This is a genomic window from Streptococcus sp. Z556 (assembly GCF_053010225.1).
This window is the reverse complement of sequence record NZ_JBRKNU010000001.1, coordinates 260,063-281,326: the sequence shown is the minus strand read 5'-3', so window position 1 is coordinate 281,326 and position 21,264 is coordinate 260,063. Positions and strand designations below refer to the sequence as shown.

The 21,264-nt window shown below is 41.6% G+C and carries 23 protein-coding genes and 1 riboswitch; of the genes, 5 read left to right on the top strand and 18 right to left on the bottom strand.

What is annotated here, in order from left to right:
* Nucleotides 1-149 precede the first annotated feature (149 nt).
* The 10 genes from ACVC7S_RS01340 to ACVC7S_RS01295 all read right to left on the bottom strand — a co-directional run bounded on the left by ACVC7S_RS01340 (nucleotide 150) and on the right by ACVC7S_RS01295 (nucleotide 7,695).
* On the bottom strand, nucleotides 150-860 hold the full coding sequence (locus tag ACVC7S_RS01340) for an ABC transporter ATP-binding protein (RefSeq protein WP_000062206.1): 711 nt from the start codon (nucleotides 858-860) through the stop codon (nucleotides 150-152).
* Nucleotides 860-1,624 carry an ABC transporter ATP-binding protein gene (locus tag ACVC7S_RS01335; protein WP_001186014.1) on the bottom strand — a complete coding sequence of 255 codons (765 nt, stop codon included), beginning with the start codon at nucleotides 1,622-1,624 and terminating at the stop codon, nucleotides 860-862. Before ACVC7S_RS01335 ends, ACVC7S_RS01340 begins: the two co-directional genes overlap by 1 nt.
* Nucleotides 1,624-2,580, bottom strand: coding sequence for a branched-chain amino acid ABC transporter permease (locus tag ACVC7S_RS01330; protein WP_447265905.1), 957 nt, complete (start codon nucleotides 2,578-2,580; stop codon nucleotides 1,624-1,626). The genes ACVC7S_RS01335 and ACVC7S_RS01330 overlap by 1 nt, the downstream gene beginning before the upstream one ends.
* 3 nt (nucleotides 2,581-2,583) lie before the next feature.
* Complete coding sequence (locus tag ACVC7S_RS01325; protein ID WP_000941416.1) at nucleotides 2,584-3,453, bottom strand: branched-chain amino acid ABC transporter permease; 870 nt, start codon at nucleotides 3,451-3,453, stop codon at nucleotides 2,584-2,586.
* Between the two features lie 119 nt (nucleotides 3,454-3,572).
* Nucleotides 3,573-4,733: an ABC transporter substrate-binding protein gene (locus tag ACVC7S_RS01320; RefSeq protein ID WP_216733881.1), complete on the bottom strand. Its 1,161-nt coding sequence runs from the start codon at nucleotides 4,731-4,733 to the stop codon at nucleotides 3,573-3,575.
* An 88-nt stretch (nucleotides 4,734-4,821) separates the two neighbouring features.
* Complete coding sequence (locus tag ACVC7S_RS01315; RefSeq protein WP_447265904.1) at nucleotides 4,822-5,091, bottom strand: YlbG family protein; 270 nt, start codon at nucleotides 5,089-5,091, stop codon at nucleotides 4,822-4,824.
* Between the two features lie 78 nt (nucleotides 5,092-5,169).
* Entirely contained in the window at nucleotides 5,170-5,760 is a 591-nt protein-coding gene (clpP, locus tag ACVC7S_RS01310; RefSeq protein ID WP_000613464.1) for an ATP-dependent Clp protease proteolytic subunit ClpP, read from the bottom strand.
* Nucleotides 5,761-5,933: 173 nt separating this feature from the next.
* The gene (gene upp, locus ACVC7S_RS01305) at nucleotides 5,934-6,563 is read right to left on the bottom strand and encodes a uracil phosphoribosyltransferase (protein WP_125457015.1); all 630 of its coding nucleotides are present in this window, start codon (nucleotides 6,561-6,563) and stop codon (nucleotides 5,934-5,936) included.
* 88 nt (nucleotides 6,564-6,651) lie between these two features.
* Nucleotides 6,652-7,119, bottom strand: a complete 468-nt coding sequence (locus ACVC7S_RS01300) for a deoxycytidylate deaminase (protein WP_007520369.1) — start codon at nucleotides 7,117-7,119, stop codon at nucleotides 6,652-6,654.
* An 18-nt stretch (nucleotides 7,120-7,137) separates the two neighbouring features.
* Entirely contained in the window at nucleotides 7,138-7,695 is a 558-nt protein-coding gene (locus ACVC7S_RS01295) for a TetR/AcrR family transcriptional regulator (protein WP_000003897.1), read from the bottom strand.
* A gap of 124 nt (nucleotides 7,696-7,819) precedes the next feature.
* Here ACVC7S_RS01295 and ACVC7S_RS01290 point away from each other — a divergent pair, with 124 nt between their 5' ends.
* Genes ACVC7S_RS01290 through ACVC7S_RS01280 form a run of 3 tightly spaced genes read left to right on the top strand, consistent with a single transcriptional unit; the run spans nucleotide 7,820 to nucleotide 10,373 of the window.
* A complete protein-coding gene (locus tag ACVC7S_RS01290) occupies nucleotides 7,820-8,665 on the top strand; it encodes a DegV family protein (protein ID WP_447265903.1) in 846 nt (281 codons plus the stop codon).
* Between the two features lie 57 nt (nucleotides 8,666-8,722).
* Nucleotides 8,723-9,898, top strand: coding sequence for an NAD(P)/FAD-dependent oxidoreductase (locus tag ACVC7S_RS01285; RefSeq protein WP_447265902.1), 1,176 nt, complete (start codon nucleotides 8,723-8,725; stop codon nucleotides 9,896-9,898).
* Between the two features lie 19 nt (nucleotides 9,899-9,917).
* Nucleotides 9,918-10,373 carry an NUDIX domain-containing protein gene (locus ACVC7S_RS01280; RefSeq protein ID WP_447265901.1) on the top strand — a complete coding sequence of 152 codons (456 nt, stop codon included), beginning with the start codon at nucleotides 9,918-9,920 and terminating at the stop codon, nucleotides 10,371-10,373.
* 28 nt (nucleotides 10,374-10,401) lie between these two features.
* Here ACVC7S_RS01280 and ACVC7S_RS01275 read toward each other — a convergent pair whose 3' ends face one another.
* Entirely contained in the window at nucleotides 10,402-11,142 is a 741-nt protein-coding gene (locus ACVC7S_RS01275; protein ID WP_447265900.1) for a MerR family transcriptional regulator, read from the bottom strand.
* A gap of 250 nt (nucleotides 11,143-11,392) precedes the next feature.
* Here ACVC7S_RS01275 and ACVC7S_RS01270 point away from each other — a divergent pair, with 250 nt between their 5' ends.
* Nucleotides 11,393-12,733, top strand: coding sequence for a sodium-dependent transporter (locus ACVC7S_RS01270; RefSeq protein ID WP_447265899.1), 1,341 nt, complete (start codon nucleotides 11,393-11,395; stop codon nucleotides 12,731-12,733).
* A gap of 148 nt (nucleotides 12,734-12,881) precedes the next feature.
* Here ACVC7S_RS01270 and manA read toward each other — a convergent pair whose 3' ends face one another.
* The 7 genes from manA to ACVC7S_RS01235 form a co-directional block, all read right to left on the bottom strand.
* Entirely contained in the window at nucleotides 12,882-13,826 is a 945-nt protein-coding gene (gene manA, locus ACVC7S_RS01265) for a mannose-6-phosphate isomerase, class I (RefSeq protein WP_447265898.1), read from the bottom strand.
* Nucleotides 13,827-14,083: 257 nt separating this feature from the next.
* Nucleotides 14,084-14,344, bottom strand: coding sequence for a SemiSWEET family transporter (locus ACVC7S_RS01260; RefSeq protein ID WP_001291473.1), 261 nt, complete (start codon nucleotides 14,342-14,344; stop codon nucleotides 14,084-14,086).
* A 204-nt stretch (nucleotides 14,345-14,548) separates the two neighbouring features.
* A complete protein-coding gene (locus ACVC7S_RS01255; RefSeq protein WP_096407861.1) occupies nucleotides 14,549-14,896 on the bottom strand; it encodes a VOC family protein in 348 nt (115 codons plus the stop codon).
* Between the two features lie 58 nt (nucleotides 14,897-14,954).
* Nucleotides 14,955-16,730: a pyruvate oxidase gene (spxB, locus tag ACVC7S_RS01250; RefSeq protein WP_447265897.1), complete on the bottom strand. Its 1,776-nt coding sequence runs from the start codon at nucleotides 16,728-16,730 to the stop codon at nucleotides 14,955-14,957.
* Between the two features lie 320 nt (nucleotides 16,731-17,050).
* Nucleotides 17,051-19,273: a heavy metal translocating P-type ATPase gene (locus tag ACVC7S_RS01245; RefSeq protein WP_447265896.1), complete on the bottom strand. Its 2,223-nt coding sequence runs from the start codon at nucleotides 19,271-19,273 to the stop codon at nucleotides 17,051-17,053.
* 9 nt (nucleotides 19,274-19,282) lie between these two features.
* Nucleotides 19,283-19,654 carry a cupredoxin domain-containing protein gene (locus ACVC7S_RS01240; protein ID WP_447265895.1) on the bottom strand — a complete coding sequence of 124 codons (372 nt, stop codon included), beginning with the start codon at nucleotides 19,652-19,654 and terminating at the stop codon, nucleotides 19,283-19,285.
* 10 nt (nucleotides 19,655-19,664) lie between these two features.
* Nucleotides 19,665-20,060, bottom strand: coding sequence for a CopY/TcrY family copper transport repressor (locus ACVC7S_RS01235; RefSeq protein ID WP_447265894.1), 396 nt, complete (start codon nucleotides 20,058-20,060; stop codon nucleotides 19,665-19,667).
* Nucleotides 20,061-20,243: 183 nt separating this feature from the next.
* Nucleotides 20,244-20,342: riboswitch (TPP riboswitch) on the top strand.
* A gap of 83 nt (nucleotides 20,343-20,425) precedes the next feature.
* Between ACVC7S_RS01235 and thiD the strand changes: the two genes are divergently transcribed.
* Nucleotides 20,426-21,217, top strand: coding sequence for a bifunctional hydroxymethylpyrimidine kinase/phosphomethylpyrimidine kinase (gene thiD, locus ACVC7S_RS01230; RefSeq protein WP_373075860.1), 792 nt, complete (start codon nucleotides 20,426-20,428; stop codon nucleotides 21,215-21,217).
* The last annotated feature ends 47 nt before the right edge of the window (nucleotides 21,218-21,264 follow it).

The following is a 21,264-nucleotide window of genomic DNA, read 5'->3' as shown; positions in this document are numbered from 1 at the left end:
ACGCAATCTCTATCTGCCGACTAAAAAGGTCCCCCGGACGTTAGGGGAATTGCTTTTGCAATTCTCATCCGCCGACTAAAACAATCCAGTGGTTCTGATGATTGCTACGCAATCTCTATCTGCCAACTAAAAAGGTCCCCCGGACCTTTTTAGCCACCTAGGTATGCTTTTCTGACTTCGTCTGATGCTGCGAGTTCTTTTCCTGTTCCTGATAGGACAATCTCACCTGTTTCAAGTACATAACCTCGATCAGAGATAGCAAGGGCCTTGTTAGCGTTCTGCTCAATTAGGAGAACTGTTGTTCCTTGCTTCTGGATATCTTGAATGATATCAAAAATTTCTTGGATAAAGATCGGAGCCAGTCCCATTGACGGCTCGTCCAAAAGGAGAAGCTTAGGTGTAGACATGAGGGCACGTCCCATAGCCAGCATCTGTTGCTCACCACCAGATAGAGTTGCCGCATCTTGATTTTTGCGCTCTTCTAGACGAGGGAAACGCGAAAAGACTTTTTTCAAGTTAGCTTGATTTTCTTCACGATTTTTCTTTAAAAAGGCTCCCATTTCTAAGTTTTCCATAACAGTCAAACCTGGAAAAACATGGCGTCCCTCAGGAACTTGTGAAAGGCCACCTGCCACGATTTTTTGCGCTGGCAACTTTTGAATTTCTTTGCCTAAAAACTGAATTTTACCAGCACTTGGACGAACCAAACCTGAAAGGGTACGAAGAATGGTTGTTTTACCAGCACCATTGGCACCAATCAAGGAAACAACTTCACCTTCATTAACCTCGAAACTTACATCACGAACTGCTTGGATCATACCGTAATGTACAGAGAGGTTTTCAACTTTTAACATAGACATTAGGCTTCACCTCCTAGATAAGCTTCGATAACGCGTTTGTTGTTCTTGATCTCATCCGGAGTCCCATGAGCGATCAACCGACCATATTCAAGAACATAGATACGCTCAGTGACTTCCATAACCAAATTCATGTCGTGTTCGATGAGCATGATGGTAATTTTAAATTCATCTTTGATACGACGGATCAATTCTGTCAATTCAGCTGTTTCTTGTGGATTCATCCCAGCTGCCGGTTCATCCAAAAAGAGGATTTTAGGTTCGGTTGCCAGAGCACGAACGATTTCTAATCGACGTTGTTGGCCATAGGCCAGATTCTTCGCAAGAGTATCTGCATCACCATCCAAATCAAAAATCTTCAGCAAGTCCAAAGCTTTGCTTTTTAATTCTTCCTCATTCTTATAAAAAGCTGGTAGGCGTAGAAAGCTCGCAAGGACATGTTGTTTATGATGATTGCTAAACGCAATCAAAACATTTTCCAAAACTGTTAAGTCCTTAAACAAACGAATATTTTGGAAAGTACGACTGAGTCCAAGTGAAGCAATCTTATAGGGAGTTTTCCCATTTAGGAGGTGACCATCTAGAGTCACAGTACCTTCACTTGGTTCATAAACACCAGTCAAGAGATTGAAAAGGGTTGTTTTACCAGCGCCGTTTGGTCCGATCAAACCAACCAATTCTCCCTCGTTCAATTCAAGAGTGACATCTCCAACAGCTGTTAGACCGCCAAAATGTTTGGTTAACTGTTTAACTTCAAGTAATGCCATTAGTTTTGTCCCTCCTTCTTAGATTTTTTAAAGAAACGTGATAGACTCAATTCCCATGTCCCAAGAAGTCCACCTGGTCTGAAAATCATGACCAATACAAGAGCCAAAGCGTAGATAATCATACGTACGCTAGCTACATCTTGAAGGAGCATATTTAGAATTCCTAAAACAATCGCTGAAACGATGGTACCAGTAATAGATCCAAGTCCACCAAATACAACGATAATCAAGACGTTGATGGAATTAATAAAGGTGTAATCTTTTGGGACAACAGAACCGATAAAACCGGCCTGAAGTGAACCAGCAATACTTGCTGTAATGGCACCAAAGACAAAAGCGATAATCTTGATCTTTGTAGTGTTTACCCCAACGGACTCAGCAGCAATCTCATCCTCACGAACAGATAGAGTAGAGCGTCCAATTGGACTACGTAAGAAGTTGAGAGTTGCAATAGTTGTGATCACTACAAAAAGATAAACCATTTGCCAGTTGGTAAAGTTTGGAATACCCAAGATACCAGCGGCACCGTTGGTCAAACTTCCACCATTAATAATAAAGATACGAATGATTTCTGAAACACCTAGTGTCGCAACAGCCAGGTAGTCACCCTTCAAACGGAGTGTTGGAATCCCAACGAGCAAAGCAACTGCACCAGAAATCAAGGCTCCTATCAACATAGCAGCAAAGAAGGCACCATAGGTTGGTGATTTGGAACCAATAATCGCTGCTGCATAAGCCCCAATTGCCATAAAACCTGCATGTCCAAGTGAGAATTGTCCTGAAAAACCAACAATTAAGTTCAAACCAACTGCAAGGATGATATTAATCCCAATTTGTTCTAAAATTTGGACATGGAATAGATTGAGAACACCAGCAGAAACCAGTACACTAATCAGCCCATAACCTGCTAACAGAAGGAATAACCAGAAAATATTTACTTTAAGATTTGTCTTCATTGTTTACACCTTCTCTTTCACATTCTTACCAAGGATACCTGCAGGACGAACAATCAGAATCAAAAGCAAAATTCCATATACGATAGCATCACGGAAATCAGACATACCGAAAGCAGTTGCAAAAGTTTCCAACAAGCCAATAACAAAGCCCCCTAGAGCTGCACCAGGAATAATCCCGATACCACCAAGTACAGCTGCAACGAATGATTTTAGACCTGGAGTCACACCCATCAAAGGTTCAAGAGAGTTGTAGTAAAGGGCAATGAGGACACCTGCTGCACCAGCAAGAGCTGAACCCAAAGCAAAGGTAAAACTGATTGTACGATTTACATTAATTCCCATCAATTGAGCTGCATCACTATCAACTGATACAGCACGCATGGCTTTCCCCATTTTTGTTTTTTTGACGATCAATTGCAATAAAACCATTAACAATATAGAAACTGCTAAAATCATCAATTGAACATTTGTCAAACTAATTGGCCCAAAATCAAAGCGGATTGTTTCAATCGCTTGAGGGAAAGCACGAGTATTGGCACCTACTAGATAAACCATCCCATATTCCAGTAGGAAGGACACTCCGATAGCGGTAATCAAGACAGAAATACGTGTAGAGTTTCGCAGAGGACGGTAGGCAAGAAATTCGATCACAACACCAAGTAGTGCAGTTCCCGCCATTGAAATAATTAAAGCTAAAAAGAAATTCATTTGGAAAGAATTAATCAAAAAGTAACCAATAAAGGCACCCATCATATAAATATCACCGTGGGCGAAGTTAATGAGTTTGATAATTCCATAAACCATGGTATAACCTAGGGCCAAAAGTGCATAAACACTACCCAGAATTAGACCATTCACAAGTTGTTGGAGCATAGCATTCACTCTTTTCTATCCTTATTTTTTAGAAAATTTCATTATTTTCACAAGTTCATAAACACCGAAACAGGGAGTGAGTCAAAGGCTCATTCCCCATTTCAAGTACTATTCTAATGTTATGGTTTTACAACTTCTGCTTCTTCAACTTTACCATTGTTCATGGTCATCATGTAAGCAGTTTTCACTGTATTGTGGTCAGCATCAAAGCTTGTTTGACCAGTTACACCTTCAAAATCTTTGGTTTTAGCAAGGTTGTCCTTGATTTCACCTGAGTTTTTAGCACCTTTTGCAGCATTCGCTACTAGGTAAACTGAGTCATAGGCTAAAGCTGAGAATGTTGAAGGCTCTTCGTTGTATTTAGCACGGTATGCTTCAAGGAAAGCTTTAGCTTTTGCAGAAACATCAACGGTAGTTGAGAATCCAGAGATGAAGTAAATGTTTGATGCTCTTTCAGCAGTTGCTTGTTGAACAAATTCTTCACCGTTAAATCCATCACCACCAACGATTGGTTTATCAATTCCCATACCACGAGCTTGGTTTACAATTTTACCAGCTTCTGTGTAGTAACCTGGAACAACGATAGCGTCAAACTCTTTCCCTTTCATTTTAGTAAGGGCTGCTTGGAAGTCTGTATCGCCTGCTACAAAAGTTTCATCTGCTACAATCTCACCCTTGTAGGCTTCGCGGAAAGATTTAGCAATACCTTTGGCATAGTCACTAGCATTGTCAGTATATAGAACAACCTTCTTAGCATTCAATTTATTTGTTACATAGTTAGAAATAATTTTCCCTTGGAAGCTATCTTGGAATGTTCCAATAAATAAGTAATCTTGACCTTTAGTCAAACCGTCTTGTGTAGCACTTGGTGAAATCAATGGCACTCCAGCTTTAGTAGCGTTAGCTACAGCTGCGGCAGTTGCACCAGATGTCGCAGGCCCTACAATAGCTGCTACTTTTGATTGGGTAACAAGGTTTGTTGTAACAGAAGCTGCTTCAGCAGTTTCTGACTTGTTGTCTTTGTCTACAACTTCGATTTGTTTTCCATCAATTCCACCTGCAGCGTTGATTTCGTCTACAGCAAGTTGCGCACCTTTTTGTTCAGCAGTACCGTAAGCAGCCACAGCACCTGTCTCTTCAAAGTTAAAACCGATTTTGATTGTTTTTTCGTCTACTGGATTTCCAGTTGTGTTTGACGCTCCTGACTTAACTTCACCACATGCAGCAAGAAGGGCTACACTAGCAAGAGCCACAAAAGATAGGGCAAATTTTTTCTTCATTTTTAATCTCCTTATAGTTGTTTCAAAAAACAGTATGTTAAGAATATACCGAATTATCAGAAAATTGTCAATACATTTATTTAATTTTTTAAATGATAACGTTTTCTTCATTGCGATAGAGATTGCCAACAAAGGGAGTCTCTAACTCTTGAATATGACAAGGCCTTACCTTTTTGATAAATCGTTCCTTAGCTAATTTCTCAACCAAGCTTTCTAGATTCTCAGTCGGAACATAAAGCTGTAGGTAGCGATGCTTTTTAGAATGATAAATAATGTCTCCATATTCCTGTAGTTTTTTCGCATCTCTATTATAGTAGAGATAGATGATTAATCCTGATCGATTTGTTTTTTCAAACATGAGGAAGCCTCTTTCTAAGAAATCTTATCCTATTATATCAAAAAAAGCAAACTCCGTCGAGTTTGCTTTCTAGGTTGCTTAGCTTAAAGAATTATTGGCCATGATTTCATCAATAAAGCCATATTCAAGCGTTTCTTGGGCACTCATCCAGTAATCACGTTCCGCGTCTGCATGAATTTGCTCAACTGATTTACCAGAGTTATCTGCAAGGATTTTTTCCAAGGTCTTACGAGTTTTGAGCAAGTGTTCTGCTGCGATCGCCATATCTGTCTGTTGGGTACCACCACCGGTTCCACCCATTGGTTGGTGAATCATGTACTCTGCATTTGGAAGCATGAAACGTTTGCCTTTTGCGCCACTTGATGCAATAACAGTCCCCATAGATGCAGCCATTCCCATCACGATGGTTTGGACATCAGCCTTGATAAAGTTCATGGTATCAACGATTGCCAAACCAGCTGAAACAGAGCCTCCAGGTGTGTTGACATAAAGATAAATGTCTTTTGTGCTGTCTTGGGCATCCAAGAAGAGCAATTGGGCGATAACGGAGTTGGCCATATTGTCTTCAACGGGACCTGTTAGCATGATGATGCGGTCTTTCAGAAGACGAGAGTAAATATCATAGGAACGTTCTCCACGGCTTGTTTGTTCAATAACTACAGGAATCATTCATTTCTCCTTTTAATGTTGAATTTTCTTAGTCATACGACTCAATACAGAACTATTATATCTTTTTGGTCAAAAAAGGTCAAATCTTTGCTCTATTACCTAAACAGAAACAAAAACTCAACCTCCTTGCAAGTCAAAAACGAACTTCTAGTTCCAGTATTTACTTTGGAATCTTATTTGGTACCAAACAAACGGTCTCCAGCATCCCCAAGACCTGGTACGATATAACCATGTTCATTCAAGCGTTCATCCAAGGCTGCTGTAAAGATTTCTACATCTGAGTGAGCTTCTTGAAGAGCTTTCACTCCTTCTGGAGCAGCTACAAGGCAGACAAACTTGATGTTTGATGCCCCGCGTTTTTTAAGGGAGTCAACAGCCAAGATAGCTGAGCCACCTGTTGCCAACATTGGGTCCACTACAAAGATTTGACGTTGGTCAATGTCCTCAGGCAATTTCACCAAGTATTCAACTGGTTGAAGGGTTTCTTCATCACGGTACATACCAATGTGCCCAACTTTTGCTGCTGGAACCAAGCTCAATAGTCCATCGACCATTCCGATACCTGCACGCAAGATTGGGACAATCGCCAATTTTTTACCAGCCAATTGTTTTTGAACTGTTTTTGTGATTGGTGTTTCGATTTCCACATCTTCAAGTGGAAGATCACGAAGTACTTCATACCCCATCAACATTGCAATCTCATCTACTAGCTCACGAAAAGCTTTTGTAGAAGTGTCTGTACGACGCAAGATTGACAATTTGTGTTGAATGAGCGGATGATTAATGACTTCAATTTTTCCCATTTTCTGAGTTCCTTCTTTCAATTTATTCTTCTTATTATATCAAAAAACGGTTTAAAAAGCTTTCTAAACCATTTATTTTTATTATTTTTTAAATCAAATCTGCCTCTTGAAGAGCTGTCTGAACAGTCTCAAGCGGTAAATGGGTCAACTCGGTCCCTTTTTCTTGATAGAGGTATTTGGCATAGTCATCCATACGGTACTGGTTGATATAGACTACACGTTTGCAACCGACTTGTAAGAGTTGTTTTGTACAGTTCAGACAAGGGAAATGGGTCACATAAGCTGTAAATCCTTTCGGAACCCCTCGTTCGGCACCTTGCAAGATGGCATTGACCTCGGCGTGAAGGGTTCGGACACAATGTCCTTCAATGACTAAGCATTCGTGATCAATACAGTGCTCAGTTCCTGATACGGAACCATTGTAGCCTGTTGAAATCACCTTATTGTCCTTGACTAGGACAGCTCCCACCTTGGCACGTTTGCAGGTCGAACGATTGGCAATCAGTAAGGCCTGGGCTGCAAAGTACTCATCCCAAGCCAGTCTTTTTTCTGTCATAATTCTTCTCCTTATCCCCTATTTTTTGAAAAATGGCAAGCGTAAATCCGCAATCTTTTCTGCTGGAACCTTCATGCCATCCTTGATCCATTTGAGCAGGACTGATACGATGGCAGAACTCCAAAAGGAATGAAGGTAGCTGCTGACGCCTTTTGATTTTCCGTGGTATTTTTCCAAAAATTCCTGCATAGCTTGGACGAAAATCTTTTCCAAGTGGTAGTCCAGAGCAAGTTGGATAACCTTGGCTTCTTTCTTGGCTGCGCGGAAAAGGTGTACCCAGACTAGATAAAGGTCTGTTTTGACATCGTAATGGCTCAACTGTTCCATAATGTTATGGACACTGCGTTTAAAGACGCTTTCCAAAATCTCTTCTTTAGAATCATAATTTCGATAGAAGGCCGCGCGAGAGACACCCGCCCGCTTGACCAGCTCCGAAATACTAATCTTAGCCAAGTCTTTTTTTTCCAGAAGTTGTAAAAGAGCAGTCTCAATCGCTTCTCTGGTCAAGAAATTGGATTCTTGATTTGATTTTCTGAGATTTTCAAGAGATTTTTCAGATATTTTACGTTCAGACATAACAATTTCTTTCTACTTGTGACAACAGAGAGGTGGTACTTTTGTTTCAAGGGCTTTCATGATATAATTGTAAAAAAAGACAGAACCTTTGTCAATGTATAAGTGACAAAGATGGAGAATTTCTATGACTTGGAAGATTGTAGCTGACTCTGGTTGTGATTATCGTCAACTGCCTACTCTTGCTATCGATACTGAATTTGTGAGTGTTCCTTTAACCATTCAAGTAGCTGATCAGGTCTTTATCGATGATGCCAATCTCGACATTAACCACATGATGGAAACCATGTATGCGACTTCTGAGGCTTCAAAATCAGCCTGTCCTAGCCCTGATGATTACTTGCGTGCATTCGAAGGAGCCAAGCATATCTTTGTCGTTACTATCACTGGTGCTCTTTCTGGCAGTCATAATAGTGCGCAGCTTGCTAAGAATATCTACCTTGAAGAACATCCTGACACTCAGATTCATGTTATTGATAGTTTATCTGCAGGTGGGGAAGTTGACTTGATTGTCGAAAAAATCAATGAATTGATTGATCAAGGACTTTCTTATGAGGAGATTGTTGAAGCTATCACAGCCTACCAAGAAAAAACCAAGTTGCTTTTTGTCCTTGCTAAGGTCGATAACTTAGTAAAAAATGGTCGTTTGAGCAAACTTATCGGTACAGTTGTTGGTCTTCTCAACATCCGTATGGTCGGAGAAGCGAGTAATACTGGAACCCTAGAACTGCTCCAAAAGGCTCGTGGACCAAAAAAATCGCTTCAAGCAGCCTATGAAGAACTCATCAAGGCTGGCTATGCTGGTGGCCGTATCGTCATGGCTCATCGCAGCAATGAAAAATTCTGTCAGCAATTGTCAGAACGCTTGCTGGAAAACTTCCCACAAGCGGATATCAAAATTATCCCAACGTCTGGTCTCTGCAGTTTTTATGCAGAAGATGGCGGTTTGTTGATGGGATATGAAATTAACTAAGATTATGAGCAACAAGAGATGCCAAGCATCTCTTGTTTTTTGTGGTACAATAGAGCTATGAAACATTTTGATACTATTGTCATCGGTGGAGGGCCTGCTGGCATGATGGCTACCATTTCCAGTAGCTTTTATGGTCAGAAAACTCTTCTCATCGAAAAAAATCGGAAACTCGGAAAAAAATTAGCTGGTACTGGTGGTGGCCGTTGCAATGTCACCAATAACGGAACTCTAGATGACCTACTAGCTGGCATCCCTGGAAATGGACGCTTTCTATACAGTGTCTTTTCCCAGTTTGATAACCATGATATCATCAACTTTTTCACGGAAAACGGTGTTAAAGTCAAGGTTGAAGACCACGGCCGCGTCTTTCCTGCCAGCGACAAATCTCGGACCATTATCGAAGCCTTAGAGAAGAAAATCATTGAGCTAGGCGGACAAGTTCTCACTCAAACAGAGATTGTCTCGGTTAAAAAGATAGACGACCAGTTTGTTCTTAAGTCCGCAGACCAAACCTTCACTTGTGATAAACTCATTGTCACAACAGGTGGTAAGTCTTATCCTTCGACTGGTTCGACTGGTTTTGGTCACGAGATTGCACGTCATTTCAAACATACTATTACCGAGCTTGAAGCTGCTGAGAGCCCATTGTTGACAGATTTTTCGCACAAGGCCTTGCAGGGGATTTCACTGGATGATGTGACCTTAAGCTATGGTAAGCATGTCATCACTCATGATCTGCTCTTTACCCACTTTGGTTTGTCAGGACCTGCTGCTCTACGCATGTCTAGTTTTGTCAAGGGTGGGGAAGTTCTCTCACTGGATGTTTTGCCTCAACTTTCTGAGAAAGACTTGGCTGCATTTCTAGAAGATAATCGGGAAAAATCCTTGAAAAATGCTTTGAAAACTTTACTTCCGGAACGCTTGGCTGAGTTTTTTGTACAAGGATTTCCTGAAAAAGTCAAACAGCTAACTGAAAAAGAACGCGAACAACTTCTCCAGTCCATCAAAGCCCTCAAAATTCCTGTGACTGGCAAAATGTCTCTTGCCAAGTCCTTTGTCACCAAAGGCGGTGTCAGTCTCAAAGAAATAAATCCTAAAACTCTGGAAAGCAAACTCGTTCCTGGGCTCCACTTTGCTGGCGAGGTACTGGATATCAATGCCCACACGGGCGGCTTTAACATCACTTCTGCCCTCTGTACCGGATGGGTGGCAGGAAGTCTGCATTATGATTAAAGATCAAAGGTTGTGAAAAATGAACAGAAGAGAAACAGTCGAATTTGTCAACATGTGTATGATTCAAAACGGAGACAAGGTTCTTGTCCAAGACCGAGTTAGTCCTGACTGGCCTGGAATTACTTTTCCTGGCGGGCATGTTGAACGTGGCGAATCCTTTGTCGAAGCTGTCATTCGTGAAGTGAAAGAAGAAACTGGACTAACTATTTCCAAACCCCAACTCTGTGGTATCAAAGATTGGTATGATGATGAGGAGTACCGTTACGTCGTTCTATTTTACAAGACCAAACACTTTACTGGTGAGCTCCAATCTTCAGACGAAGGAAAGGTATGGTGGGAGGATTTTGAAAATCTTTCTCGTCTAAAACTGGCAACCAATGATATGTCTGATATGCTTCGTGTTTTTTTGGAAGATGATCTCAGTGAGTTTTTCTACTATAAAGACGGTGACGACTGGCTTTATGATTTGAAGTAAAAAATAGGCTAGGAAATTCCTAGCCTATTTATTCTGCATTTGTCCGAACGTAAGCTGCAATGACATCTGATGTGTACTGAGCTGTTCCAGGTCCAAACTTGTCAATGTTTTCCTTAAACTCTGGGTTGTAGACGTAGCCTTTACCGATATGACCGAAGACTTCAATAGAGCAGTCAAATCCATAAGTACGAATGGCTTGGAAGAGCTTGGCTGCTTGCTCTTGGTTTTCAGTTGCTGTTGCAGGTAAACCAGCTTGAAGATTTTGTGCCAAAGTTTGAAAGACTTGGTTAAAGGCGGCCGTAGACTCATCTTCACGACCTTTTTGTCGCTCGAGGGCCTGGTCCATGACTTCTTGCCCATATTTCTCTATCGCTTCTTGGTGGTATTTTTGATTGTCTTGATAGCTAAATCCCGTGAATTTTTCCTCAATTGTCATTTTTCTTTCTCCTTTTTGTTCTTGAATAGTTTTTTGCAAGGTGGAAATCAAGGTATCTAGATGTTGCCTTTCTCGAGTCAAATAGTCCAACTGTCTAGTCAAGTGAGGCAACAAATCTGATCTATCTTCCTTTAACAGCTCTGCTATTTTTTCTAAAGAAAAACCTAGATATTTGTAGTAAAGAATGACTTGAAGGCGTTCCAAATCCTCTTGACTGTATCTTCGATAGCCGTTTTCCGACTTTAAGGGGACCAAGAGTCCTATCTTGTCATAGTGGTGCAGGGTCTTGACAGAGACACCTGAAAGCTGCGCAGCTTCTTTTATATGGTACATGATTTCCTCCTTACAATGATAGTATACCCCCTCCCCTTAGGTCAGAGTCAAGTGTTTTTGCGAAACATTTTTAACTTTTTGAGAAAGGTGTGAAAACTTGAAAATGGTTTTCTTGACAGACATTGGAAAACATGATAGGATAGTCAAGTCTATCAATCAAACAGAAGGCTCATAAAGAGCCATTGAGAGAAGGCTATTTGACAACTCAAGTAGCCTTTTCTTATTTTAAAAACGAGATTGGAGTTTAACTATGTCAGAAAAATCGCAATGGGGTTCGAAACTGGGCTTTATTCTAGCATCTGCTGGCTCAGCCATCGGGCTTGGTGCCGTTTGGAAGTTTCCCTACATGACTGCTGCTAATGGTGGCGGCGGCTTTTTACTAGTCTTTCTCATTTCTACCATTTTAATCGGTTTTCCTCTCCTGCTTGCTGAGTTTGCCCTTGGCCGTAGCGCTGGTGTTTCGGCTATCAAAACCTTTGGAAAACTTGGCAAGAATAACAAGTACAACTTTATCGGTTGGATTGGTGCCTTTGCCCTCTTTATCCTTCTCTCTTTCTATAGTGTTATCGGGGGATGGATTTTAGTCTATCTAGGTATTGAGTTTGGGAAATTGTTCCAGCTTGGTGGAACGGGTGATTATGCTCAGTTATTCACTTCAATCATTTCAAATCCAGCCATTGCTCTAGGGGCTCAAGCAGCATTTATCTTATTGAATATCTTTATTGTATCACGTGGGGTTCAAAAAGGGATTGAAAGAGCCTCGAAGGTTATGATGCCCCTGCTCTTTATCATCTTTGTTGTGATCATTGGACGCTCTCTCAGCTTGCCAAATGCCATGGAAGGGGTTCTTTACTTCCTAAAACCAGACTTTTCAAAACTAACCAGCGCTGGTCTCCTCTATGCTCTGGGACAATCTTTCTTTGCCCTTTCATTAGGGGTCACAGCCATGCTGACCTATGCGTCCTACTTGGACAAGAAAACCAATCTAGTTCAGTCAGGGATTTCCATCGTAGCTATGAATATCTCTGTGTCCATCATGGCAGGACTAGCTATTTTCCCTGCCATGTCAGCCTTCAACATCCAATCCGAAGGTGGACCAAGTCTCCTCTTTATCGTCTTTCCTCAACTCTTTGACAAGATGCTCTTTGGAACCATTTTCTACATCCTTTTCCTCTTGCTCTTCCTCTTTGCGACGGTCACTTCTTCTGTAGTCATGCTGGAAATCAATGTGGGCAATGTCACCAATCAGGACAACAGCAAGCGGGCTAAGTGGAGTGCCATTTTAGGAATCTTGACCTTTGTTTTTGGAATTCCTTCAGCCCTATCTTACGGAGTTATGGCGGATGTTCACATTTTTGGAAAGACCTTCTTTGATGCCATGGATTTCTTGGTTTCCAATCTCCTCATGCCATTTGGCGCTCTTTGCCTTTCTCTCTTTACAGGCTACATCTTCAAAAAAGCCCTTGCCATGGAGGAACTGCATCTTGATGAAAGAACATGGAAACAGGGACTTTTCCAAGTCTGGCTTTTCCTCCTTCGTTTCATCATTCCAATTATCATCATTGTGGTCTTTATCGCCCAATTTATGTAATCAAAAAGGACTTGAGTAGTGATACTCTTCGAAAATCAAATTCAAACCACGTCAACGTCGCCTTGCCGTACTCAAGTACAGCCTGTGGCTAGTTTCCTAGTTTGCTCTTTGATTTTCATTGAGTATGAACTCAGGCCCTTTCTTTTTTTTATGGATGACTAACAATCAATTCCAAACCTTGCCCTTCCAAGGTCCAAGCTTCAACATCACTTGGTAGGATAAAGTGGCTGCCTTTTTGGATTGGATAATCTTTTCCATCTACAATCAGTTTCCCTTGGCCAGCTAAGACACTCAACAAGCTGTAGTCAGCTGTCTTTTCAAAATCAACTTTTCCAGTGATTTCCCACTTGTAAACGGCGAAGAAATCATTGGATACAAGGAGAGTTGAACGTAGGTCATCAGCCTTGATAGTTACAGGACGGCTATTTGCTGGTTCACCAATGTTCAAGACATCGATGGATTTTTCAAGGTGAAGCTCACGCAAGTTGCCATTGTCGTCCTTGCGGTCAAAGTCATAGACACGGTAGGTTGTATCACTAGACTGCTGGGTTTCAAGAATCAAGATTCCCGCCCCGATAGCGTGCATGGTTCCGCTTGGTACATTGAAGAAATCTCCAGCCTTAACAGGGACTTTTGTTAATAGACCATCCCAGTCTTTAGCTTCGATTTGCTGGCGGAGTTCTTTTTTTGACTTGGCATTGTGGCCATAGATAATCTCTGAACCTTCGTCTGCTGCGATGATATACCAGCATTCTGTTTTTCCAAGTTCACCTTCATGCTCGAGCCCGTATGCATCGTCTGGATGAACTTGGACACTGAGCCAGTCGTTGGCATCGAGAATTTTAGTTAAAAGCGGAAATACAGGCTCTGGACGGTTGCCAAACAACTCACGGTGTTCCGCATACAAAGTAGCAAGGTCTGTTCCCTCGTAGCATCCATTGGCTACCTTAGAAAGTCCATTTGGGTGAGCTGAGATAGCCCAGTATTCCCCGATTTTTTCACTTGGAATGTCGTAACCAAACTCATCACGTAGCTTGGTACCACCCCAGATTTTTTCTTGCATAACTGATTGTAAAAATAATGGTTCTGACATGTCGATCTCCTGTCTGATTTTTCTCCCCTCATTATAGCAAAAAAAGAGTTCGAATTGAACTCTTTTTCCTATCTTATAAAGTAGGGAGAAGATTTTGTAAAAATAGTAACGAAACAATCTTTTACTTGATGGAGGAAACCCTAAAGCAGCACTCAGAAAGCAAGCTGTCAACGGCTGTTTTCCTCAACTCTCATTAGACTTTCTTTACTTGAGAATCTATTTTTATGTACAAAAAAAGACTGAAACCAGTCTTCTTTTTAAATCAATGCCGTGATAGCCGTTACTAGACCAAAAACGATACCCGGTGCATTCGCTGCCGCAAGTGGAATATCTCTTTCCTTTTTGAAAAGACCGTAGTAAACCCAGAGACTACAGTTGATGGCTGCAACCAAGGGTTGGATGAAATTTCCTTTTTGACCAGCCAGGTTGTTCATGATTTGTGGGAAGTAAGAGACATACATCATAACGGACATGAAGGTCGCTACCCAACCCAAAATTTTCATTTGTTTTTCAGACATTTTCAAAACCTCTTTCATTTTTATGAATCATATTTTATAATCTTTTTTCAAAACAATCAAGACTTTGAAGCTTTTGTTATGAAGATGTAAACTATCACAATCTTGTGATAAGAAAAAGACCGGATTGCTCCGATCTTTCAATAGTTCATATTCTCACATTCTGTTTCAAGAATGATTAAGGTTAACTTCAAATGACTAATCGTCCTATTTCATACGATAAAAGTCAATCACTAGGCCATCAGGGCCTTTAACTAGTAGCGATTCCGTTCCCCAATCAGTTCCAGCCGGACCGTTTAAAATCTCGACACCAATTTCTTTCAATCGTTGGAAGTTCTGATTTAGATCCTCAACCTCGATGTGAAGAATGATTCCTGATTGAAAATTTCCCAAAGGAATCAAATGATTTTGGGACAACATAAGACAATGACTGCCAATCGTAAACTGAGCAAAACTGTCATCAACATAATCGGACTTTTTATCCAAAATACGCTCCAAGTCAGCACAGACTTGGGGAACATCTGAAACGATAATATCTAATTGATTTAAATTCATTTACTATCCTCCACAAAAAGACCGGAGTGCTCCGATCTTTTTAAGTTCCACGAAGGAATTATTTGATTGCGCGTGATTGCAATCCTTCTTCTTCCAAGAAGAGGCGGAATGGTACAAGCTCTTCAGCTTCGTATTTTTCCTTGAAGGCTTTGATAGCTTCTTCTGAGTGTTGTTTTGGATCCAACTCAAGTACTTCTACTGGAAGTGGACGATGTGGAGTGATGTGAGCATCGATAACAACAGTTTTACCTTCTTTGTTCAATTTAACAGCTTCTGCAACAACTGCATCGATGTCTTCGATACGGTCAACTGTAAATCCTACAGCACCTTGCGCTTCAGCGATTTTCGCATAGTCAGCATTAGGGAAGTCACAACCAAACAAGTGTTTGTTTGTGTCTTCGTATTTGTCCTTGATGAAGGCATATTTACCATTTGAGAAGACAACGTTGATAACTGGAAGGTCGTATTGAACGTTTGTGATCACGTCTGGGTAGCACATGTTGAATGCACCGTCACCCATGATGTTCCATACTTGGCGATCTGGATTGTCTTTCTTAGCAGCGATACCACCAGGAAGGGCAATACCCATTGTCGCAAAGAGTGGAGATGTACGCCACATGTTCTTAGGTGTCATGTGAAGGTGACGAGTTGATGTTTGAGTAGTGTCACCTACGTCGATTGAGTAGATAGCGTCTTGATCAGCATGTTTGTTGATTGCATTGTAAACTTGATACAATTGCAATTCACCCTCAGTTTTACCTTCGAGTTTGTTCATGTAATCACGCCAGTTTTGGTTGTTCTTCACGTTTGCACGCCACCATGGAGTTGACTCAACTGGGTTCACTTTGTCGAGGATAGCTTTAGCTGCTTGACCTGCATCACCAAGGATTGAAGCATCAAGGGCGTGGCGTTTACCAAGTTTGTAAGGGTCGATATCGACTTGGATGAATTTTTCAGTGTTCTTGAAGGCTTCGTAAACTTCAGCAAACGGGAAGTTTGAACCAAGGAAAAGAACTGTGTCTGCTTCGAAGACAACTTCGTTAGCTGGTTTCCAACCAACACGGTAAGCAGAACCTGTCAACCCTTCGTAGTTCCATTCGAAAGCTTCGAAGTTTTTACCAGTTGTGATGATTGGTGCTTTGATTTTACGTGACAATTCAGTAATCACTTCACCAGCTTTGACACCACCGTAACCAGCATAGATAACTGGACGTTCAGCGTTGTTCAAGATTTCAACAGCTTTGTTGATTTCAACTTCGTTCAATGCAGGAGCGATGAATGAACGCTCGTATGAACCTGAACCGTAGTATGAGTTTTCATCGATTTCTTGGAAACCGAAGTTTACTGGGATTTCAACAACAGCTGGACCTTTTTTAGAAACTGCAGCACGGCAAGCTTCGTCAATAACTTTTGGCAATTGTTCAGCATAAGCTACACGTTTGTTGTAGACAGCTACTCCGTGGTACATTGGGTTTTGGTTAAGCTCTTGGAAAGCATCCATGTTGAGTTCGTTAACTGGACGTGATCCAAGGATAGCAAGGAATGGAGTGTTGTCCATAGCTGCATCGTAAACACCGTTAATCAAGTGAGTCGCACCTGGACCACCTGAACCTACTGCAACCCCGATTGAGCCTCCGAATTTAGCTTGCATAACCGCTGCAAGAGCACCTGTTTCTTCGTGGCGAACTTGCAAGAAGCGAATATCTTTGTCTTCTGCCAAAGCGTCCATCAATGAGCTGAGTGTTCCTGATGGGATACCGTAGATTGTGTCTACGCCCCATGTTTTCAATACGTTGAGCATTGCTGCTGATGCAGTAATTTTCCCTTGAGTCATTATAACTCTCCTTCAAATATTTTTAAAATTTGATTCATCCGTTTTCATATACTAATTGGAAACGTTTCAGCAAATTTTTACTCTACTACTTTACCATAATTGTTTTTTGTCTCCTAAGAATGTGCTCAGAAGTTTTTATTCTCTATTACAGTACAGTTTGAAAGCGTTTTTTAGAACTGTTTTATAATACTCAATGAAAATTCAAGAGCAAACTAGGAAACTAGACGCAGTTTGCTCAAAGCACAGCTTTGAGGTTGCAGATAAAGTTGACGTGGTTTGAAGAGATTTTCGAAGAGTATAAAAAGCGAGCAAGCCCGCTTTTAGTCTATCTTAGTAACGTTTAACATGAGTGAACTAATCAAAACAGATACAGAACTAAAGGCCATGGCTAGACCAGCCAGTTCTGGGTTGAGCACCAGCCCAATTCCTGAAAAGACACCTGCTGCAATCGGAATTCCGGCGACATTGTAGATAAAGGCCCAGAAGAGGTTGAGAAGAATTCGATTGAAGGTTTTCTTGCTCATATCAAAGGCACGTACCACTCCTAAGAGGTTATTAGTTGTCAACACCAAATCTGCTGACTCAATGGCGATATCTGTTCCAGCTCCCATAGCAATCCCCACATCTGCTACACTGAGAGCAGGAGCGTCATTGATGCCGTCACCAACAAAGGCTACTTTGCCAGCCGCTTGCAGTTGATGGATTTCATGGGCTTTTTCTTCTGGCAATACACCTGCAATGACCTCTTCAATGCCAATCTGATCTGCAATGGCACGCGCCACGCCAGCATTATCCCCTGTCAGCATGACTGTTTTAAGACCTCGTTTTTTCAACTGACTGATGGCAAGTTTAGCATTTTCCTTAGGAATATCTTGTAGTGCAAGCAAGCCTTTGATTTCATTGTCAACAGCCAAGAACACAACTGTCTTAGCTTCTTTTTCCAGTTCTTCTAGTTTTTCTTGATAATTGCTTGAAATATCCATACCATCTAACATTTTAGCATTTCCAAGTAAGACTTGTTTCCCAGCTATTTGCCCTGAGACACCTTTTCCGTGTAGGGCTTGGAAATTTTCTACAGAATGAAACTCAAGTCCTCCTTCAGCCGCTCGCTGGACAATAGCTTGTGCTAGAGGGTGTTGAGAGGCTTCTTCTAAAGAAGCTGCTAAGCCAAGTACTTCTGTCTCATCACCAATAATATCAGTGACAACTGGTTTTCCTTCCGTCAAAGTCCCTGTCTTATCAAAGACGAGAGTTTTGACTTTCTGGATTTCTTGTAAGACGGTTCCATTCTTTAGGAGAACGCCCATTTTGGCACTACGACCAGTCCCCACCATGAGGGCTGTTGGTGTTGCAAGTCCCAAGGCACAAGGGCAGGCGATAATCAACACTGCCACCCCATAAAGGAGAGAGGTCACAAAGCTAGCCTCAAGCAAGACAAACCAAACCCAAAAGGTCAGAATCGCTAAAATGACAACTGCTGGGACAAAAATCCCTGAAATCTTATCCGTCAAATCCTGAATTGGTGCTCGGCTAGTCTGGGCTTTCTTCACAAAGTCCACAATCTGAGCCAAAACTGTCTCTGAACCAACTTTTTCTGCCCTAAAAACAAGTGTTCCATCGTTATTGATGGTGGAGCCAATGACAGTATCTCCAACGGTTTTATCCACCGGCAGGCTCTCACCTGTCACCATGGATTCGTCAATACTGGACACACCTTCGACTACAACCCCATCAACCGCAATCTTTTCACCTGGCCTTACTCGAATCAGGTCACCTACCTTAACTTGCTCCAAGGGGATTTGAACATAGCTATCATCACGCAAGACTTCTGCAGTTTTAGCCTGCAAGTCCAGTAATTTCTCCACAGCTTGGGAAGTATTTTTTCGCATTTTTTCCTCAAAAACGGCTCCCAAAAGAACGAAGAAGAAGATAAATGCAGCACTTTCAAAGTAAACGGGGAGACCAGCGAAGAGGGCAACTAAGCTATAGAAATAGGCCACTAGGGTTCCCAGAGCAACCAAGCTATCCATGTTGGCATTGTGCTTTTTAAAGCTGGCCCAAGCACTCTGGATATAAGGACCACCTGCTACTAGCATGATGGGTGTTGTGGCTAAAAAGGTGCCCCAACGCATGACTTGGTGACTAATTCCTCCTGTCGACATCCCAATCATGATAATCACAAGAGGCACAGTAAAGATACTGGTAATCCAAAAACGCTGTAGGAGGGATAGAGATTTTCGAGTCTTCTCAACTACGGTGTAGCTTCCCTTTTGCATCTCCATACCACATGAGAATTCATGCTCACCCAACTCTTGAGGTGTAAAACGAATTGTCTTCTCTTCATCTACGCCGATTGGTTCCAAGATGTCTTCTTCTTCAAAAAGGATTTCCTTGTAACAGTTTGAAGGAGTTATACGATGAAAGGTAATTTCAGCGGGAATCCCTTTTTGAAGCTGAATATGGGCTGGATGGTAGCCTTTGTCTGCCGTGATACGGATTTTTTGAACACCATTTTCAAGACTTGCTTTTACGATTTCAGTCATATCATTCTCCTATTCTACAATCATCTTGCCGTGCATCATATTCATGCCACAAGAGAAACCATACTCTCCAGCCTGTTCAGGTGTGATTTCCACTACATACTCTTCACCCATAGGCAGGTCCGCATGCACTCCAAAATCTGGGAAAACAATCTGATCTAGGCAGGGTGAAGGGTCCTTACGGTCGAAGACGATACGGGCTGGCACTGATTTCTTGAGAATAATCAACTCAGGCGTATAGCCCCCCATGACCTCCACACGAATCTCTTGGTAGTCCTTTTTTTGCTGGGCCTTTTGTCCAGATTTTTCAGGCTTTTTGAAAAACCAAAACAAGATAAACGCTATAAGGGCAATGCAAACAATGGTTACAATACTATTTAACATGGCGTCTCCTTTACATACAATTACATCTTACTTCTGTTACAGCGCTAACTTTCTTCTCAGAAATCACAGCTTCCAAGTCTTCCAAGTCAGCCAAAGTGAAATCACATTCGACAATCAAATCAGCCAACAAGTTCTTAATCCTACGAGAACAAACCTTGTCTTTGATATCTTGGACAAGCAAGTCTCGACTTTGATCCAGAGTTAAAAGGGCTGAATAGACAAAGAACTTGCCTTCTTTTTTCCTAGTCAAACACTCTTTCTCAACCAGACGAGCCAAAAGGGTCTGAACCGTGGACTTGGACCAGTCAAACCGCTCCGCCAGAACCCTGATCAAATCCGTGCTGGTCTGTTCTCCCTGCATCCAAATAATCTTCATAACCTGCCATTCTGCATCTGAAATCTGCATCAGCACACCTCCTAAATCTACATTTGTCAATTATAAATTTTAGTATACTCTCAAAATCTACATTTGTCAACTATAATTTTTATTATTTTTTCGAAAAATAGAATAATAATCATGTAACGAGAGATTTTCAGTCAAATTTCACTATATAAACTATAAAAATATGCTATACTGTAGAAAAAAGAAAACAACCACTAGGGGTGCGTAAAGCTGAGATTAACGACTGTTAGATCCCTTTGACTCAATCTAGGTAATGCTAGCTGATGGAAGTGGAAATGATAATGAGGACTACTTGTCTTCTATTGCTTTCCTGAAACAGACTAGCTTGTTCTTAAGAATACAAACTTCAGTTGGTTGGGAGGTTTTAGATGACTTATTTACCCGTTGCTCTAACCATTGCAGGAACTGACCCTAGTGGCGGTGCTGGCATTATGGCTGACTTAAAGTCGTTCCAAGCGAGAGATGTCTATGGAATGGCCGTTGTGACCAGTCTTGTCGCTCAAAATACCAGAGGTGTTCAGCTAATCGAGCACGTCTCCAACCAAATGTTGGAAGCCCAATTGGAGAGTGTCTTTTCGGATATCAAGCCTCAGGCTGTAAAAACAGGGATGTTGGCAACTACTGAGATCATGGAGATCATCCAACCCTATCTTAAAAAGCTGGACTGTCCCTATGTGCTGGACCCTGTTATGGTCGCTACGAGTGGGGACACTCTGATTGATTCCAGTGCCAGAGACTACCTAAAAACAAATCTGCTTCCCCTTGCAAGCATTATCACGCCCAATCTTCCTGAGGCAGAAGAGATTGTTGGTTTTTCAATCCATGACCCCGAAGACATGCAGCGTGCCGGTCGCCTGATTATAAAAGAATTTGGTCCTCAGTCCGTTGTTATCAAAGGTGGCCATCTTGAAGGCGGTGCCAAGGATTTCCTTTTTACCAAGGAGGAACAATTTGTCTGGGAAAGTCCAAGAATTCAAACTTGTCACACCCATGGTACTGGATGTACCTTTGCTGCAGTGATTACAGCTGAACTAGCCAAGGGCAGAAGTCTTTACCAGGCAGTTGATAAAGCCAAGGCCTTTATCACAAAAGCCATCCAAGACGCTCCTCAACTCGGTCATGGTTCTGGACCAGTCAACCATACAACTTTTAAAGATTAAGAAAAAACTCTCTAGTTCCCACTTTAAGGGAATTAGAGAGTTTTTTA

Bases quoted from the DNA above. Each gene is read 5' to 3' on its own strand.
- ACVC7S_RS01295 (WP_000003897.1), bottom strand. From the start codon at position 7,695: ATGTCTGAACGTAAAATATCTGAAAAATCTCTTGAAAATCTCAGAAAA.
- ACVC7S_RS01260 (WP_001291473.1), bottom strand. From the start codon at position 14,344: ATGTCTGAAAAACAAATGAAAATTTTGGGTTGGGTAGCGACCTTCATG.
- upp (WP_125457015.1), bottom strand. From the start codon at position 6,563: ATGGGAAAAATTGAAGTCATTAATCATCCGCTCATTCAACACAAATTG.
- ACVC7S_RS01270 (WP_447265899.1), top strand. From the start codon at position 11,393: ATGTCAGAAAAATCGCAATGGGGTTCGAAACTGGGCTTTATTCTAGCA.
- spxB (WP_447265897.1), bottom strand. From the start codon at position 16,730: ATGACTCAAGGGAAAATTACTGCATCAGCAGCAATGCTCAACGTATTG.
- ACVC7S_RS01340 (WP_000062206.1), bottom strand. From the start codon at position 860: ATGTCTATGTTAAAAGTTGAAAACCTCTCTGTACATTACGGTATGATC.
- ACVC7S_RS01325 (WP_000941416.1), bottom strand. From the start codon at position 3,453: ATGCTCCAACAACTTGTGAATGGTCTAATTCTGGGTAGTGTTTATGCA.
- ACVC7S_RS01335 (WP_001186014.1), bottom strand. From the start codon at position 1,624: ATGGCATTACTTGAAGTTAAACAGTTAACCAAACATTTTGGCGGTCTA.
- ACVC7S_RS01330 (WP_447265905.1), bottom strand. From the start codon at position 2,580: ATGAAGACAAATCTTAAAGTAAATATTTTCTGGTTATTCCTTCTGTTA.
- ACVC7S_RS01255 (WP_096407861.1), bottom strand. From the start codon at position 14,896: ATGAATTTAAATCAATTAGATATTATCGTTTCAGATGTTCCCCAAGTC.
- ACVC7S_RS01280 (WP_447265901.1), top strand. From the start codon at position 9,918: ATGAACAGAAGAGAAACAGTCGAATTTGTCAACATGTGTATGATTCAA.
- ACVC7S_RS01275 (WP_447265900.1), bottom strand. From the start codon at position 11,142: ATGTACCATATAAAAGAAGCTGCGCAGCTTTCAGGTGTCTCTGTCAAG.
- ACVC7S_RS01240 (WP_447265895.1), bottom strand. From the start codon at position 19,654: ATGTTAAATAGTATTGTAACCATTGTTTGCATTGCCCTTATAGCGTTT.
- ACVC7S_RS01235 (WP_447265894.1), bottom strand. From the start codon at position 20,060: ATGCAGATTTCAGATGCAGAATGGCAGGTTATGAAGATTATTTGGATG.
- manA (WP_447265898.1), bottom strand. From the start codon at position 13,826: ATGTCAGAACCATTATTTTTACAATCAGTTATGCAAGAAAAAATCTGG.
- ACVC7S_RS01285 (WP_447265902.1), top strand. From the start codon at position 8,723: ATGAAACATTTTGATACTATTGTCATCGGTGGAGGGCCTGCTGGCATG.
- ACVC7S_RS01315 (WP_447265904.1), bottom strand. From the start codon at position 5,091: ATGTTTGAAAAAACAAATCGATCAGGATTAATCATCTATCTCTACTAT.
- ACVC7S_RS01320 (WP_216733881.1), bottom strand. From the start codon at position 4,733: ATGAAGAAAAAATTTGCCCTATCTTTTGTGGCTCTTGCTAGTGTAGCC.
- ACVC7S_RS01290 (WP_447265903.1), top strand. From the start codon at position 7,820: ATGACTTGGAAGATTGTAGCTGACTCTGGTTGTGATTATCGTCAACTG.
- thiD (WP_373075860.1), top strand. From the start codon at position 20,426: ATGACTTATTTACCCGTTGCTCTAACCATTGCAGGAACTGACCCTAGT.
- clpP (WP_000613464.1), bottom strand. From the start codon at position 5,760: ATGATTCCTGTAGTTATTGAACAAACAAGCCGTGGAGAACGTTCCTAT.
- ACVC7S_RS01245 (WP_447265896.1), bottom strand. From the start codon at position 19,273: ATGACTGAAATCGTAAAAGCAAGTCTTGAAAATGGTGTTCAAAAAATC.
- ACVC7S_RS01300 (WP_007520369.1), bottom strand. From the start codon at position 7,119: ATGACAGAAAAAAGACTGGCTTGGGATGAGTACTTTGCAGCCCAGGCC.